The organism is Agromyces solani (assembly GCF_058349925.1).
The window spans coordinates 800,211-815,743 of record NZ_JBYRER010000002.1; the positions used below are offsets into that span (position 1 = coordinate 800,211).

Here is a 15,533-nt window from a genome sequence, read left to right on the forward strand (position 1 = left end):
TCGAATGAGCCGGTGGACCAGACCGAGCTCGCCGAACCCGTCGTGCATCTCCCGCTGCGCCTGCCCCCGGCCCCGGCCGAGGCCGAGCGACCCGCCTTCCCGTGGTTGGCCGCGGCGGCCCCGGTCGCCGGCGCGCTCGCGTTGTGGGCCATCACCGGGTCGACGTACGCGCTGCTGTTCGCCGTGCTCGGGCCGCTCGTGGCGGTCGCCTCCGTGCTCGACGGCCGCCGGCAGGCGCGACGTCGACGGCGCCGTGCGGAACGCGAGCGCACCGACCGGCTCGCCGAGCTCGACGACGAGATCACCGCACGGCACGATGAGGAGCGCCGTGACGCGTGGGGTGCCGACCCGTCTGCGGCGGCGCTCGTCGAGCACGCGATCCGGCCGCAGTGGCTGGGCGCGACCGGCGGACGGATCGTCGTCGGCACGGGCACGGTGCGGAGCTCGGTGCGCATCGACGGAACGGCGGCCGATGCCCGCGATCGTGCGGTCCTCGAATCCGCCGCCCGCCTCGGCGGCGCCCCCGTCGCGGTCGAGGCCTCGCACGGGATCGCCTTCGTGGGTCCGCCCCCACTCGCACGCGCGGCCGGTCGCGCCGCACTCGTCGCGTGCGCGCACCGGGCGGACCCGAGGGTCGTCGGACTCGACCTGCCCGAGTCGCCCGAATGGGCGTGGGCCGCGCGCCTGCCCCATGCCGCCCGAGGTCCGGGCGTCGCAGCGCCGCGGCGCGGCGCCGGAGGACCGGCCGTTCCGGCGGCCGAGCCGATCCGCGTCATCGATGCGGAGGCCGACCCCGAACAGGCCCGCCGCGTCGGCGCCCCGGCCACCGCTCGCATCGTCATCGTCACCGACGCCGGCGCCCTGCCGCCGGGCATCGGAGCGGTCGTCCGGCTCGACGGCCCGCGTCGCGCGCGGCTCGAGGGCGCAGCCGGGGCGACGCCCTCGAACATCGAGCCGGTGCTCGTGTCACGGGCCGCGGCGCTCGGGTGGAGCGAAGCCGCGGCAGCGATCGCCGAGCGCCTCGAAGACTCCGGGGCATCGCTGCCCTCGCGAGTGACCCTCGCGGAACTCCCCGCACCGGCCGGAGAACGGCGAGGCGTCGAGCGGTCGAGCCTGGCCGTCGCGGTCGGACGAACGGCGAACGGGCCGCTCGTGCTCGATCTCGTGGGGAACGGCCCGCATGCGCTCGTCGGCGGCACGACCGGCAGCGGCAAGAGCGAGTTCCTCCTCGCCTGGCTCACCGCGCTGGCGCGCGCGTACACGCCGAGCGAGGTGTCGTTCCTGCTCGTCGACTTCAAGGGCGGTGCCGCATTCGAACCGATCGGCGAGCTGCCGCACGTGACCGGCATCGTGACCGACCTGGACGGCGCCGAGGCGCGCCGGGCGGTGGAGAGCCTGCGGGCGGAGCTGCGGCATCGCGAGACGGTCCTCGCCGGGGCCGCCGCCCGCGACGTGCGCGAACTCCCCGACGGCGTCGACCTCGCGAGACTCGTGATCGTCGTCGACGAGTTCCAGGCGATGATCGAGCAGCACGCGGACCTCGGTGCGGTGATCGCCGACATCGCCGCCCGCGGCCGATCGCTCGGCGTGCATCTCGTGCTCGCCTCGCAACGCCCGAACGGCGTCGTGCGCGAGCAGATCACCGCGAACTGCGCGATCCGGGTGTCGCTCCGCGTCATGCAGCGCGCCGACAGCCTCGCCGTCGTCGGCACCGAGGCCGCGGCCTCGATCCCGCCCGACGCACCCGGCCGCGGCATCCTCGATCGGGGCGACGGCGATCCGGTGCTGTTCCAGTCCGCGGTCGCCGACGGGGCCGCCGTGCTCGGCGCGAAGGTCGCCTCCGCCGGCCTCCGTCGCGCGCGCCGCCCATGGCTCGACCCGCTGCCGGCCATGATCACGAGCGGCGAACTCGCCGCGTTCGCGAGTCCGTCCGACGATCGTCCGGCCGGTCGGCCGGCGGCGCCGGCCGAGGAGGTCCTCGTGTTCGGCCTCATCGACGAGCCCGAACGGCAGCGCCGTGGCCCGGCGGAATGGCGGCCGGGCTCGGACGGCCCGCTGCTCGTCACGGGGATCTCCGGCAGCGGGCGGTCGAGTGTGCTCGCCGCGCTCGCCGAGGCGGCGACCGGACGGCACGGCGCCGGTTCGGTCGTCGAGCTGGCGGGCGCGGGCAGTGCGCTCTGGGATGCGCTCGCGTCCCTCGTGCGCGACCTCGGCATCCGCGATCGTGCGACGCCGCCGCCCCGACTCGTCGTCATCGACGACCTCGACCGTCGGTTCGCATCCTGGCCGGACGAGTACCGGGTCGTCGGCGTCGAGCGGATCGGCCGACTGCTGCGCGAGGGCCGCGCCCGGGGCATCGCGATCGCCGCCTCGGCCGTGCAGTGGCTGGGCATCCCGCACGAACTCCGCGACGCCTTCGGAGCGCGGGTCATCCTGCGCCAGGCGACCAGGTCCGACCTGATCCACGCCGGGGGAGCGGCCGAGCTGTGGCGTCCCGACGAGGTCGCAGGGGCCGGTCAGTGGAAGGGACATCGCCTCCAGTGCGTCCTGCCCGCGGGCGCCTCCGCCGTGGACGCTGCGGTGCGGCCGAGCGATCCCGCGCGACGGGCCACCGCCGCCCCCGCCGCCCATGCCGCACCGCCGCTCCGCCTCGTCGCAGGCGCGCGCTACGCCGTCGTCACCGTCGACCCTGCGGGCGACGCCGAACTGCTCGCAGCCCTGGGCGCCACGGTCGTCCCGGTGGCGCCGGGTGCACCCGTCGACCACGCGGCGATCGCCGGCGCGGCCGGCGCGCCCGAGCCGATCGCGTTCGTCGGCGGCGTCGACGGCTGGTCGGCGAACTGGTCGCTCGGGGCGATCGTCCGCGACAGCGCGATCGTGCTCGTGCGCGGGGGGCGCGCCGAGTACCGAGCGCTCGTCGCGGATCGTTCGCTGCCACCCCTGCTCGACGACGACGCGGGGCAGGGCTGGGCGAAACCGCCCGGGGCGCCGGCCGTGCGGATGAGTTGGCCGAACGCCGACTCGCAACCGAATCCGCTGCCGCAGGCCGGATCGGGCACTGATTCCGTGCAGAACGTTCTCAGAAATTAACGATTCGGACACCATGTACTGCCAAACCATCGCACCCTGTGTCAGGATCATCCCACCCCGTATGCGCTTGCAACCGAATGGAGTCCCCCGTGAGCCCTCGGCCCCTGCCCCAAGACCCGATGATCCGCTCGCTGATCGCACAGGCGCGCCAGTCGCAGCTGAATCGTCGCACCCTCCTCGCCGGCGCGGGCGCCGGCGCGACCGCCCTCGCCCTCGCCGCGTGTTCGACCGGTGGCGGCAAGGCCAAGCCGACCGCCGCCGCCGACCAGTCGAGCACCGACAAGACCGTCAACTGGGCCAACTGGGCCGCCTACATCGACGAGGACGACGCCGGCAACTACCCGACGCTCCAGGCCTTCACCGAGCAGACCGGCATCGAGGTCAACTACGAGGTCGCCGTCGACGACAACAACACCTACTACGGCAAGGTGAAGGACCAGCTCGCCCTGGGCCAGGACATCGGCGCCGACACCGCGGTGCTCACCGACTGGATGGCCGCGCGGTGGATCCGGCTCGGCTACACCCAGGAGCTGAACCACGACAACCTGCCCAACCTCGCGAACCTGAACCCCGCGCTCCAGAACCCCGACTTCGACAAGGGCCGCAAGTTCACCGTGCCGTGGCAGGGTGGATTCGCCGGCATCGCCTGGAACAAGGAGGCGATCCCCGGCGGCCTCGAGAGCGTGTCCGACCTGTGGGACCCGTCGCTCAAGGGCCGCGTCGGCGTGCTCTCCGAGATGCGCGACACGATGGGCTGCATCATGCTCGAGAACGGCACCGACATCGCCGGCGACTGGGGCGACGAGGAGTACACGGCCGCCATCGAGATCCTGCGCGAGCAGGTCGAGAACGGCCAGGTCCGGAACATCAAGGGCAACTCGTACCTCGAGGACCTGAAGAGCGAGGACACGCTCGCCGCGATCGTGTGGTCGGGCGACATCACGGTGATCAACGCCGAAGCCGGCGACAAGTGGGAGTTCGCCCTGCCGACCGCGGGCGGCACGCTGTGGAACGACAACTTCCTGGTGCCGATCGGCTCGCCCCGCAAGACGAACGCCGAGACGCTCATCAACTACTACTACGACCCCGAGGTCGCGGCAGAGGTCGCGGCGTGGGTGAACTACATCACCCCGGTCATCGGTGCGAAGGAGGCGGCCGCCGCGATCGACCCGGAGCTCGCCGAGAACCAGCTCATCTTCCCCAACGCGGAGACGCTCCAGCAGGCGCACATCTTCCGCTCCCTCTCGGGCGCGGAGGAGCAGAAGTACCAGGCGCAGTTCCAGAGCATCCTGCTGGGGTCGTGACGATGGCGATCCGAGAATTCGCCGAACGCGGCGCCGATCTCGAGCTCGTCGGCATTCAGAAGCGGTTCCCCGGCTTCACCGCCATCGAAGACCTCGACCTGAAGATCCCCGCCGGTTCGTTCTTCGCCCTGCTCGGCCCATCGGGCTGCGGCAAGACGACCACCCTCCGTCTCGTCGCGGGCCTCGAGGAGCCGACGCAGGGGCGCATCCTGATCGGCGGCACCGATGTGACGAGCACGCGCGCGCACGAGCGGCCGGTCAACACGGTGTTCCAGAGCTATGCGCTCTTCCCGCACATGACGATCCTCGAGAACGTCGCCTTCGGCCTGAAGCGTCGCAAGATCGGCGACGCGATGGCCAAGGCGCACGAGGCGCTCAAGCTGGTCGAGCTCGATCACGTCGCCCAGCGCAAGCCCCAGCAGCTCTCGGGCGGCCAGCAGCAGCGCGTCGCGCTCGCTCGCGCGATCGTCAACCGTCCGGCGCTGCTGCTGCTCGACGAGCCCCTCGGCGCGCTCGACCTCAAGCTGCGACGCCAGATGCAGCTCGAGCTCAAGGCGATCCAGGAGGAGGTGGGCCTCACCTTCCTCCACGTGACCCACGACCAGGAGGAGGCCATGACCATGGCCGACACCGTCGCCGTCATGAACAAGGGCGCGATCGAGCAGATGGGGGCGCCCGAAGACCTGTACGAGCTGCCTCGCACGGCTTTCGTCGCCAACTTCCTCGGCCAGTCGAACCTGTTCACCGGCCAGGTGGTGTCGACGACCGCCGACGCCATCACGGTGGAGTCGGCGGGCGCGCGCATCATCGTGCCGACGGCCCGTGCCCAGCGCCACCAGGGCGAGGTCACGGTCGGCGTCCGGCCCGAGAAGGTGTCGCTGCACACCGACGCCCCCGTCGCCGACGCGCGACGGAACGTGCTCGGGGCCGGCCGCGTCGTCGACGTGTCGTTCTCCGGTGTGAGCACGCAGTACCTCATCGAGATCCCGGGCCACGGCACCATCATGGTGTTCGCGCAGAACATCGGCTTCGGTCCGGTCGCCGGCCTCGGCACCGAGGTGTGGGTCAGCTGGGCGGTCGAGCACGGCTTCGGACTCGAAGACGGCCCCGACGAAGCACGCTTCCAGGACGACGCCTCGACGACGTCCCTGGCCGCACTGCACCGCGAGACGCTCGTCTCGGAGCTCGAGGAGCACTGACATGGCCTTCGCAGCGTTCTCGACCACCGAGGCGCAGCCGCAGGCCCCGCGCAGGCGCAGTCCCATCGCGCTCTTCCTGCTGCTGCCCGGTATCGCCTACCTGGTGCTGTTCTTCCTCACCCCGCTCGTCTCGCTCGTGCTCACGTCGCTCCAGGCGCCGAGCGAGTTCGGCGACATCGGGGTGTACGACTACGCGTTCAACTGGCAGAACTACGTCGACGTCGTCAACCTCTACTGGCCGCACATCCTGCGCTCGTTCGGCTACGCGCTCGTCGCGACGATCGCCGCCCTCGTGATCAGCTACCCCCTGGCGTACTTCATCGGCGTCAAGGCCCGTCGCTGGCCGCTCCTGCAGAGCCTCATGCTCGTGCTCGTGATCGCCCCGTTCTTCATCAGCTTCCTGCTGCGGACCCTCGCGTGGAAGCAGATCCTGTCGGACGAGTCGTTCATCATCACGTCGCTCAAGGCCCTGTCGCTGCTCGCCCCGGACGCCCACTTCACGGGCACGCCGTTCGCGGTCATCTTCGGTCTGACGTACAACTTCATCCCGTTCATGACTCTGCCGCTGTACACGACGCTCGAGCGGCTCGACCTGCGCTATCTCGAGGCCGGGAGCGACCTCTACGCCAACCCGTTCCACGTGTTCCGCAAGATCACGATCCCGCTGTCGATGCCCGGCATCGTCGCGGGCACGCTGCTCACGTTCATCCCCGCAGCGGGCGACTACGTGAACGCGAGTCGCGACTTCCTCGGCGGTCCCGACACGCAGATGATGGGCAACGTGATCGAGGCGAACTTCCTCGTGCTGCTCAACTATCCGGCGGCGGCGGCGCTGTCGATCATCCTCATGGCGGCGATCCTCGTGCTCGTCGGCATCTACGTGAAGCGCTCGGGAACGGAGGACCTGCTGTGAGCGGAGAAGTCCAGGCTGCCGCCGTCCTCGGCGGGCTCAGCGAGAACGAACAGCTCGATGCGAACCGACCGGCCGGCGGCCGCGTGCGCCCGCGTCGTCTCGGGCTCGGCGACTGGCTGCTGCCGGTCTACACGGTCATCGCCTTCGTGTTCCTGCTGATCCCGATCGCCTACACGTTCGTGTTCAGCTTCAACGACTCCATCAAGTCGAACATCTCGTGGCGCGGGTTCACCTTCGACAAGTGGCTGAACGTCTGCAATGTCGAGGGCGGCGCCGTGTGCGAGGCGTTCGCGAACAGCATCGTCATCGGCCTCGTCGCGACGGTCGCCGCGACGGTGCTCGGCACGATGATCGCCATCGCCATCGTGCGCTACCGGTTCCGGGCGCGCTCGGCGATCAGCCTGCTGCTGTTCCTGCCGATGGCGACGCCCGAGGTCGTGCTCGGCGCCGGTCTCGCCGCGCAGTTCCTCGCGGCGGGCGTCGCGAAGGACATGACGACGATCATCCTCGCCCACACGATGTTCTGCATCAGCTTCGTCGTGGTGACGGTCAAGGCGCGCGTGGCGAGCCTCGACCCGGCCCTCGAGGAGGCGGGGCGCGACCTCTACGGTTCGCCGGCGCAGGTGTTCTGGCGGGTCACCTTCCCGCTGCTGATGCCGGGTATCGCCGCGGCGGCACTGCTGTCGTTCGCGCTGAGCTTCGATGACTTCATCATCACGAACTTCAACTCCGGCTCGGTGTCGACGTTCCCGAAGTACATCTACATCTCGGCGGCGCGCGGCATCCCCGCGGAGGCGAACGTCATCGCGTCGGCGGTGTTCATCATCGCCCTCGTGCTCGTGGTGGGCGCCCAGGTCTCCCGGGCGGCGCGGCAGAAGCGCCTCGCCAAGCTGGGCTGACCCGACGGCCGCGAAGCGGCCGACGACGAACGAGGGATGCCTCGGCGAGATCGATCTCGCCGAGGCATCCCTCGTCTCCGATGCCGGCCCGGCGTCAGACGGTCGCCCGGATCTCGCCGACGCGTCGGTCGCCGCCCATGACCCAGAGGTCGAGCTCGGTCTGCACGTCGTCGATCGCAGCGTCCTCGATCGCGCCGGCGGCCGCGAGCAGCCGCAGGGCGATGATCGTCGATGCGCGGTTCGAACCGTCGAGCACCTTGACCGCGGTCGTGGTTCCGTCGGGCGCGGACATGATCATGACGCCCTCGGCGCCGAACTTCGCGAACACGCCGAGCCGCTCGATCGCCACGGTGTCGGGCTGGCCGGGACCGGCGACGGCCCAGCCGTGCTCGCGCGCGCCGACGGCCAGCGCTGCCGACTCGCGGTAGAGCGCGAACGGCGAGCCCGCCTGGGCGGTCGTGATCTTGTGGACGCCGCGGGCGAGCGCCGTGAGGCTCACGGCGTGCACCGGCGCGCCGCAGCCGTCGATCGCTGTCGCCGCGGGGCGCTCGCCGGTGAGGCGCTCGAGCACGTCGAGGATGCGCTTCTGCAGCGGGTGCTCGACATCGAGGTAACCCTCGAGCGGCCAGTCGTTCGCGGCGCACGCCGAGAGCATCGCCGCGTGCTTCCCCGAGCAGGTCATGTACGCGCGACGCTTAGGCCCGCCGCGGCGGATGAGCTCGTCGCGCGCCACGCGGTCGCCGGGTGCGGCGGCGGGGCAGCCGAGCAGCGACTCGTCGAGGCCGGCGCGGGCGAGCAGACCCTCGACGAGGGCGACGTGCGCGGCCGTGCCGGAGTGGCTCGCCATCGCGATCGCCGCGTCCTCGCCGCGCAGCGTGACGCCGGAGGTCATCACGGCGACGGCTTGGAACGGCTTCAGGGCCGACCGGGGGAAGATCGGGGTCGCGACGTCGCCGAGGGCACGCACGACCTCGCCTTCGGGGGAGAGCACGACGGCGGAACCGGCGTGCCGGGACTCGATGAAACCACTGCGTTCGACCACGGCGAGCTGGACGGAATCGGAGACGGAGAAGGTGCCGGACACGGGTTCAGCCGAGGGCCGCGAGGCCGTCGTCGAGCACGCGCAGGCCGTCTTCGATGAGCTCGTCGCTCATGGCGAGGCTCGGGAGGAACCGCAGCACGTTGCCGTAGGTGCCCGCGCTGAGGAAGAGCACGCCACGCTGCGCCGCGAAGGCGACGAGCGAGGCGACGGCCTCGGCGTTCGGTGCCTTGGTCGTGTCGCGCGTGCCGGGCTGGACGAGCTCGATCGCGATCATCGCGCCACGGCCGCGGACGTCGCCGATGATGTCGTAGCGCTGCCGCAGCCGCTCGAGTCCGGCCGTGAGGGTCGCCTCGATGCGGCGCCCCTCGGCGAGCAGGTCGTTCTCCTCGATGGCCTCGAACACCGCGATCGCGGCGGCGCACGCCACGGGGTTGCCGCCGAACGTGCCGCCGAGCCCGCCGGGGTGCGAGGCGTCCATGATCTCGGCGCGGCCGGTGACGGCCGCGAGCGGGAGGCCGCCGGCGATGCCCTTCGCGCTCAGCACGAGGTCGGGCTCCCAGCCGAAGTGCTCGCTCGCGTAGTAGCGGCCCGTGCGGGCCATGCCCGACTGGATCTCGTCGGCGATCATGACCACGCCCTGCTCGGTGCACCACGCCTGCAGTGTCGGCAGGTAGCCCTCGGCCGGCACCATGAAGCCGCCCTCGCCCTGGATGGGCTCGACCACGAGGCAGGCGAGGTCGGCGGCGCCGACGACCTTCTCGAGGTAGCCGATCGTGCGGGCGGCGGCGTCGGCTCCGGAGAGGCCGTCGCGATAGGGGTACGAGCCCGGCGCGTGGTAGACGTCGCCCGCGAAGGGGCCGAAGCCGGCCCCGTAGGGCATGGCCTTGTAGTTCATCGCCATCGTGAGGTTGGTGCGGCCGTGGTAGGCGTGGTCGAGCACCGCGACGGCGCGGCGGCCCGTGTGCTTGCGCGCGATCTTCACGCCGTTCTCGACCGCCTCGGCGCCCGAGTTCACGAGCACCGACTTCTTCGCCCAGTTGCCGGGCGTGTGCTCCGCGAGCAGCTCGGCGACGCGCACGTACTCCTCGTAGGGCGTGACGGTGAAGAGGGTGTGGATGACGTCCTGCAGCTGCGCGGCGGCTGCGGCGACGACACTCGCCTCGGTGTGGCCGACCGTCGTGACGCCGATGCCGGCGCCGAAGTCGAGGAACCGGTTGCCGTCGACGTCGACGAGGATCGCGCCGTTCGCGCGCTCGATGAACACGGGCAGGGCGCTCGACACGCCGGAGGAGACGACGCTCGCGCGGCGGGCCTGCAGCTCCTGCGACCTGGGGCCGGGCACGGCGGTGACGATCTTGCGCTCCTGCGGCACGGAGTACACCGGTGCGGCAGCGTTCTGGACGGGCATCTGCGAGTCAGTCATGGTGCCTCCACCCTATCGCCGCGAGAGGATGGGACCACGGAGAGGAGACGGGATGCTCGGACGGCACGAGTACGAGGTCGAGGTCGAGTGGCAGGGCGACCGCGGCACCGGCACGAGCGGCTATCGCGACTACAGCAGGCGCCACGTGGTGCGGGTCGCGGGCAAGGACCACGACATCGCGGGGTCGAGCGATCGGGTCTTCCACGGCGACGCCGAACGCTGGAACCCCGAGGACCTCCTCATCGCGGCGCTGAGCCAGTGCCACATGCTGTCGTACCTCCACGTCGCGACCAACCACGGCGTCGTGGTCCGCGGCTACACGGACGTCGCCGCCGGGGTCATGCAGGAGGACGGCCGCGGGGGCGGCCGGTTCACCGAGGTCGTCCTGCGTCCGCGGGTCGTGGTGGCGGATGCCTCCATGGCCGAGCTCGCGCTCGGGCTCCACGCCGAGGCATCCGAGAAGTGCTTCATCGCCGCCTCGGTGGGGTTCCCGGTGCGCCACGAGCCGACCGTCGTCGTCGCCGGCTGAGACGGCGCGCGGCGCCCGGCGCCTACGCGCCGGGTTCGAGCGCGGCCGGCCGGGCCGGCAGTGTCGGGCTCGGCGGGCACTCGTGCCCGCCGACGAGCCGGGTGCACTCGGGCAGGAAGCCCGGATAGCGCTCGGCCTCCGGGTCGCCGAACCAGCGATGCCACAGCCGCCAGAAGTTGAGGTTGCCGAACGCCGAGCAGTCGTCGCCCGCCTCGGGGTCGGCGAGCGTCGCGTCGCTCGGCTGGTAGGGCGTGTAGTTGTAGAGGTTCGCGGTCGCCTGGTTGCGGATCGCGACCTTCGTCGCCCCGCACGCCGCATCGGGGTTGAACGCGACGCGCACCGAGCCGATGCGGTACTTGCGCTTCGGCTCCTCGGTGTACTGCCGGAACTGCCAGGCGGCGTTGTACACCTGGTTGAAGAAGCCGAAGTACTCCTGGTCGCAGTCGGCCGTGTCGGGGCAGCCGTACCCCGTGGCCCGCAGGTAGCCGTCGGCCGTCGGCCTGGTGAGCAGCGACTGCTCCTTCTGCAGCAGCACGAGCAGGGTCCGCGGGCTGATGCCGCAGGCTCGCGCGACCTTCGCGATGATCGCCGAGGCGCGCTCACGATACTCGCCCTCGTACGCCGCGCAGTGCTCGCCGCCGACCGCGGGCTGCGACGTCGTCGTCTGCCGGTAGTCGGCGAGGCACGGCGTGTCGTCCTCCGGCCGGCAGTCGATGCCGTCGAGGAAACGCTGGATCTCGCCGGCCGTCATCGCGTCGCTGTCGAAGAACGCGTCGTCGCTCACGATGTACCCGGGGTCGAAGCCGGTCGTGGCGTCGGGGATCGCGAACTCGGGCGTCGGAACGGCACGGTTGGCCGCACCGCCCTCCCACGGGGTGCCCGACTCGACGTCGGCGGGGGCGCAGGCGGCGAGTCCGAGCACGGCGACCGCGGCGACGGCGACCAGTCGTGCGGCGCGCACGGCGCGCGTGCTCGCCGACGCGCGGAGGCGGGGACGGGCGACGGGCTTCGCTGAGGTCACCGGAGCGACGATACCGGGTGGCTCGACGGCCCGGCTGGGAATACCGTCAGATCCGCTCCCGCGGCACGACCCGGTCGGCGAGCTTCGCGAGCGCGCCCTGCGGCGGCGCCTCGTTGTAGACCCCGGCGAGCTCCTGCTCGCTCAGGGCGTGGATCGCGGCCATGATCTCGTCGGTCGCCGCGCGGCGGGCGCGACCGCTCGTGGCCGCCCCGTGGCGCGAGACGTCGATCGGGGCGCCGAACCTCACGGTCACCGGTCGCACCCGCGGGAACCTGGCTCCGACCGGCTGGATCTCCTGCGTGCCGATGAGGCCGACGGGCACGACCGTGGCGCCGGTCATGAGCGCGAGCCAGGCCACCCCCGTCCGGCCGCGGTAGAGCCGGCCGTCGAGGGACCGCGTGCCCTCGGGGTAGAGCGCGAAGGCGTTGCCGCCCTCCAGGATGCCGCGACCCGCGTCGAGGGCCTCCTGCGCCTGGGAGCCGGCGCCGCGCTCGACGGGTACGGCGCCGATCGCGCCGAAGAAGGTGCGCGAGACCCAGCCGGAGAAACCGGTACCGGTGAAATAGCTCGATTTCGCGAGGAACTGGACGGGGCGCGGCGACGCCAGGGGGATCACGATGCTGTCGACGAACGAGAGGTGGTTCGACGCGAGGATGACGGGACCCGACGCGGGTACGTGCTCGGCGCCGGTGATGGTCGGGCGGTAGACCAGCCGTACGAGGGGCTTCAGGATGCCTCGGAAGATGCGGTAGGCGGGTCCCTGCCTCACCTGCTTGACCGTCGGTGCACTCACCATCCGACCCTACGTGCGCCGGTATGCGGTCGGTGGCATATGGGGTCGACGGCGCGCCTCGCCGCGATGCGGGAGAATCGGGGCATGGAACCGATCGGCGACGGCGAGCTCTTCGAACTCGCGGGCGGCGACACGCGCGTGCTCATCACGACGCGCGGGCGTCGGGGCCCCGCGGTCGACGCGGTGCTGCGACGTCTCGTGGCGCACGGCTCGGGGGTGCCCGCCGACGACGTCGAGCTCGTGCACGCGTGCGAGGTCTGCGGCAGCCGCCACGGCCGCCCCTCCGTCGGGTATCCGACGACGCCGACCGGTGCGCCGTGGTTCGTCGACGTCGGTGCGGCCGGCGAGGTCGTCGTCGCCGCAGCGGCGACGAGCCGCCGAGTCGGCGTCGGCATCGAGCCGGCCGCCGACGCGGTGCGCGAGTCGGTCGACGAGGTCGCCCTGCACTCGAGCGAGCGCGAAGCGCTCGAGGCGATCGATCCGGCCGAGCGCGCCCGCGCGCGGGCGATGCTCTGGGCGCGGAAGTCGGCGCTCCTGCGCGCGCTCGGGCACACGGGCTTCATCGAGCCGTCGACGCTCGCGCTGTCGATGCCGGGCGACGACGGCGGCATCGGCCGCATCGAGCGCACCGTGCCCGAGTTCGGCCCCGGCTGGCGAGGGATCCGCTTCCACGACCTGAGCGTTCCGGCGCCCGTCGTCGCCTCGGTGGCCGTGCTGGTCTGACGGTCGGGCCGGCCCATGCCGGCGCCGGGCTCCGCGAGCGCACGGGTCGTAGGGTGGACACGTGCGCAGCGTCATCATCCTCGGTTCCTCCGGTTCCATCGGCGTCCAGGCCCTCGACGTCATCAGGGCGAACCCGCGGCGGTTCGAGCTCGTCGGCCTCGGCGTCGGCTCGAACCGCGCCCTGCTCGCCGAGCAGGCGGCCGAGTTCGGCGTCGAGCACACCGCCGTCGGCATCGACGAGGCGGTCCAGCTCGTGCGCGACGTCGACGCCGACGTCGTGCTCAACGGCATCACCGGCTCGGTCGGGCTGGGCCCGACGCTCGCGACGCTCGAGCGCGGCGCCACGCTCGCCCTCGCGAACAAGGAGTCGCTCATCGTCGGCGGCGACCTCGTCACGCGGATCGCGAAGCCCGGCCAGATCGTGCCGGTCGACTCCGAGCACTCGGCGATCGCGCAGGCGCTGCGCTCCGGCACCGACGACGAGGTGCGACGGCTCGTGCTCACCGCCTCGGGCGGCCCGTTCCGCGGTCGCAGCCGCGAGTCGCTCGTCGACGTCACGCCGGCCGAGGCGCTCGCCCACCCGACCTGGGACATGGGACTCGTGATCACGACGAACTCGGCGACGCTCGTGAACAAGGGGCTCGAGGTCATCGAGGCTCACCTGCTGTTCGACGTCGACTACGACCGCATCGACGTCGTCGTGCACCCGCAGTCGATGATCCACTCGATGGTCGAGTTCGTCGACGGCTCGACGATCGCGCAGGCCTCGCCGCCCGACATGCGGCTGCCGATCTCGCTCGGGCTCGACTGGCCGAACCGGGTCGCCGCCGCCGGGCGGCCGATCGACTGGACGCAGGCGCAGACCTGGACCTTCGAGCCGCTCGACGAGGAGGCGTTCCCCGCGATCCGGCTCGCCAAGCAGGTGGGCCGTGCGGGCGGCGAGTACCCGGCGGTCTTCAACGCGGCGAACGAGCAGGCCGTCGCGGCGTTCCACGCCGGCCGGATCGGATTCCTCGACATCGTCGACACCGTTCGCGAGGTCGTGGAGCACCACGAGGCATCCGGCCCAGTGACCCTCGAGTCGCTCGCCGCCGCCGAGGCGGCGGCGCGCCGCGCCGCCGACGCCCGGATCGCCCGCTCAGCGGATCGATAGCCCGCGCCCAGCGCGTTCCGAGCCGTCGGCAGTACGCTGTCGACCGTGGATTCCGTGCTCGCGTTCGTCATCGGCGTCGCCATCATCGTCGTCGGCCTCGCCCTGTCGATCGGCCTGCACGAGATCGGGCACCTCGTGCCCGCGAAGCTCTTCGGCGTCAAGGTGACGCAGTACATGATCGGCTTCGGCCCGACCATCTGGTCGCGCCGCAGGGGTGAGACCGAGTACGGCGTGAAGGCCATCCCGCTCGGCGGCTACATCTCCATGATCGGCATGTTCCCGCCCGGCAAGAAGGGCGAGGTGAAGGCCGACTCGACGGGCTTCTTCCGCGGGCTCGTGCAGGACGCGCGCGACTCGAGCGCCGAGTCGATCACCCCGGGCGACGAGGATCGCGCCTTCTACCGGCTCCCCGTCTGGAAGCGCATCGTCGTGATGTTCGGCGGGCCCTTCATGAACCTCGTGCTCGCGGTCGTGCTCTTCGGGGTGCTCCTCATGGGCTTCGGGGTGACGCAGGCCTCGACGACGGTCGGCACCGTCTCGGCGTGCGCGCTGCCCGCGACGAGCGAGCGCCAGACGTGCGAGCCGTCCGACCCGCAGGCGCCGGGCGCCGCCGCCGGCATCGAGCCCGGCGACCGCATCGTGTCGGTCGCGGGCGAGCCCATCGAGTCCTGGTCCGAGTCGACCGCGATCATCCGCGACCACCCGGGCGAGCCGATCGCGGTCGTCGTCGAGCGCGACGGCGCGACGGTCGCCCTCACGGTCACGCCGATGCTCAGCACCCAGTACGCGCTCGGCGAGAACGGCCGGCCGCTGGAGGACGCCTCGGGCGAGCCGGTCATGGTCGACGTCGGGTTCGTCGGCATCGGCGCGGCCTCCGAGACGGTGCAGCAGCCGATCACGGCCGTGCTGCCGGCCGTGGGCGAGCAGATGAACGCCGTCGCCGGGGTCATCTTCAACCTGCCGCAGCGCATGGTCGACGTCGCGCAGGCCGCGTTCGGCCCCGAGGAGCGCGACCCGAACGGGCCGATGTCGGTCGTCGGCGTGGGGCGCGTCGCGGGCGAGGTCGCCGCCCTCGACGACGTTGCCGTCGTCGACAAGGCGGCATGGATGGTCGGCATCCTCGCGGCCCTCAACGTCATGCTCTTCGTGTTCAACATGATCCCGCTGCTGCCGCTCGACGGCGGCCACATCGCGGGCGCCCTCTGGGAAGGCATCCGCCGGGGCTTCGCGAAGCTCTTCAAGCGCCCCGATCCCGGGCCCGTCGACCTCGCGAAGCTCATGCCCGTGACGCTCGCGGTCGTCGTCGTGTTCGGCGCCATGAGCGCGCTGCTCATCTACGCCGACATCGTGAAGCCGGTCTCGCTGTTCTGATGCGCGGGCGCGTCGCGGATCGCGCGTACTCCCGGGGGAGTACCCCATGAGCCGTCGCCCGGCCGACGCCCGC

Annotated in this window: 13 protein-coding genes; 9 read left to right on the forward strand and 4 right to left on the reverse strand. The window is 71.9% G+C overall.

The window, feature by feature from the left end; translation table 11 throughout:
• The first annotated feature begins 12 nt into the window (after positions 1-12).
• From AC3RJ7_RS11375 to AC3RJ7_RS11395, 5 genes are all read left to right on the forward strand, one after another.
• Positions 13-3,090 (forward strand): FtsK/SpoIIIE domain-containing protein, encoded by a 3,078-nt coding sequence (locus tag AC3RJ7_RS11375; RefSeq protein ID WP_491455941.1) that lies wholly within the window; start codon positions 13-15, stop codon positions 3,088-3,090.
• 89 nt (positions 3,091-3,179) lie between these two features.
• The gene (locus AC3RJ7_RS11380; protein WP_491455942.1) at positions 3,180-4,394 is read left to right on the forward strand and encodes a polyamine ABC transporter substrate-binding protein; all 1,215 of its coding nucleotides are present in this window, start codon (positions 3,180-3,182) and stop codon (positions 4,392-4,394) included.
• A 2-nt stretch (positions 4,395-4,396) separates the two neighbouring features.
• Positions 4,397-5,593: an ABC transporter ATP-binding protein gene (locus AC3RJ7_RS11385; protein ID WP_491455943.1), complete on the forward strand. Its 1,197-nt coding sequence runs from the start codon at positions 4,397-4,399 to the stop codon at positions 5,591-5,593.
• 1 nt (position 5,594) lies between these two features.
• Entirely contained in the window at positions 5,595-6,506 is a 912-nt protein-coding gene (locus AC3RJ7_RS11390; RefSeq protein ID WP_491455944.1) for an ABC transporter permease, read from the forward strand.
• 116 nt (positions 6,507-6,622) lie between these two features.
• Entirely contained in the window at positions 6,623-7,405 is a 783-nt protein-coding gene (locus AC3RJ7_RS11395; protein WP_491456169.1) for an ABC transporter permease, read from the forward strand.
• 94 nt (positions 7,406-7,499) lie between these two features.
• On the opposite strand, the gene AC3RJ7_RS11400 is transcribed toward AC3RJ7_RS11395, so the two are convergent.
• Together AC3RJ7_RS11400 and gabT are read right to left on the reverse strand one after the other, a co-directional pair.
• Positions 7,500-8,489: an asparaginase gene (locus tag AC3RJ7_RS11400; protein ID WP_491455945.1), complete on the reverse strand. Its 990-nt coding sequence runs from the start codon at positions 8,487-8,489 to the stop codon at positions 7,500-7,502.
• Positions 8,490-8,493: 4 nt separating this feature from the next.
• Positions 8,494-9,870, reverse strand: coding sequence for a 4-aminobutyrate--2-oxoglutarate transaminase (gene gabT / locus AC3RJ7_RS11405; RefSeq protein ID WP_491455946.1), 1,377 nt, complete (start codon positions 9,868-9,870; stop codon positions 8,494-8,496).
• Positions 9,871-9,922: 52 nt separating this feature from the next.
• Here gabT and AC3RJ7_RS11410 point away from each other — a divergent pair, with 52 nt between their 5' ends.
• Positions 9,923-10,399, forward strand: a complete 477-nt coding sequence (locus AC3RJ7_RS11410) for an OsmC family protein (protein ID WP_491455947.1) — start codon at positions 9,923-9,925, stop codon at positions 10,397-10,399.
• Between the two features lie 22 nt (positions 10,400-10,421).
• Here AC3RJ7_RS11410 and AC3RJ7_RS11415 read toward each other — a convergent pair whose 3' ends face one another.
• Together AC3RJ7_RS11415 and AC3RJ7_RS11420 are read right to left on the reverse strand one after the other, a co-directional pair.
• Positions 10,422-11,420 (reverse strand): hypothetical protein, encoded by a 999-nt coding sequence (locus tag AC3RJ7_RS11415; protein WP_491455948.1) that lies wholly within the window; start codon positions 11,418-11,420, stop codon positions 10,422-10,424.
• 46 nt (positions 11,421-11,466) lie between these two features.
• The gene (locus tag AC3RJ7_RS11420) at positions 11,467-12,213 is read right to left on the reverse strand and encodes a lysophospholipid acyltransferase family protein (protein WP_491455949.1); all 747 of its coding nucleotides are present in this window, start codon (positions 12,211-12,213) and stop codon (positions 11,467-11,469) included.
• Between the two features lie 84 nt (positions 12,214-12,297).
• On the opposite strand from AC3RJ7_RS11420, the gene AC3RJ7_RS11425 reads away from it, so the two are divergent.
• The 3 genes from AC3RJ7_RS11425 to AC3RJ7_RS11435 all read left to right on the forward strand — a co-directional run bounded on the left by AC3RJ7_RS11425 (position 12,298) and on the right by AC3RJ7_RS11435 (position 15,460).
• Positions 12,298-12,936 carry a 4'-phosphopantetheinyl transferase family protein gene (locus tag AC3RJ7_RS11425; protein WP_491455950.1) on the forward strand — a complete coding sequence of 213 codons (639 nt, stop codon included), beginning with the start codon at positions 12,298-12,300 and terminating at the stop codon, positions 12,934-12,936.
• Positions 12,937-12,997: 61 nt separating this feature from the next.
• Positions 12,998-14,089, forward strand: coding sequence for a 1-deoxy-D-xylulose-5-phosphate reductoisomerase (gene dxr / locus AC3RJ7_RS11430; protein WP_491455951.1), 1,092 nt, complete (start codon positions 12,998-13,000; stop codon positions 14,087-14,089).
• A gap of 45 nt (positions 14,090-14,134) precedes the next feature.
• Positions 14,135-15,460 (forward strand): M50 family metallopeptidase, encoded by a 1,326-nt coding sequence (locus AC3RJ7_RS11435; protein WP_491455952.1) that lies wholly within the window; start codon positions 14,135-14,137, stop codon positions 15,458-15,460.
• Positions 15,461-15,533: the final 73 nt, after the last annotated feature.

Excerpts from the sequence above, each read along its gene's own strand:
- AC3RJ7_RS11385 (WP_491455943.1), top strand. The coding sequence starts at position 4,397 with ATGGCGATCCGAGAATTCGCCGAACGCGGCGCCGATCTCGAGCTCGTC.
- AC3RJ7_RS11390 (WP_491455944.1), top strand. The coding sequence starts at position 5,595 with ATGGCCTTCGCAGCGTTCTCGACCACCGAGGCGCAGCCGCAGGCCCCG.
- gabT (WP_491455946.1), bottom strand. The coding sequence starts at position 9,870 with ATGACTGACTCGCAGATGCCCGTCCAGAACGCTGCCGCACCGGTGTAC.
- AC3RJ7_RS11410 (WP_491455947.1), top strand. The coding sequence starts at position 9,923 with ATGCTCGGACGGCACGAGTACGAGGTCGAGGTCGAGTGGCAGGGCGAC.
- AC3RJ7_RS11425 (WP_491455950.1), top strand. The coding sequence starts at position 12,298 with ATGGAACCGATCGGCGACGGCGAGCTCTTCGAACTCGCGGGCGGCGAC.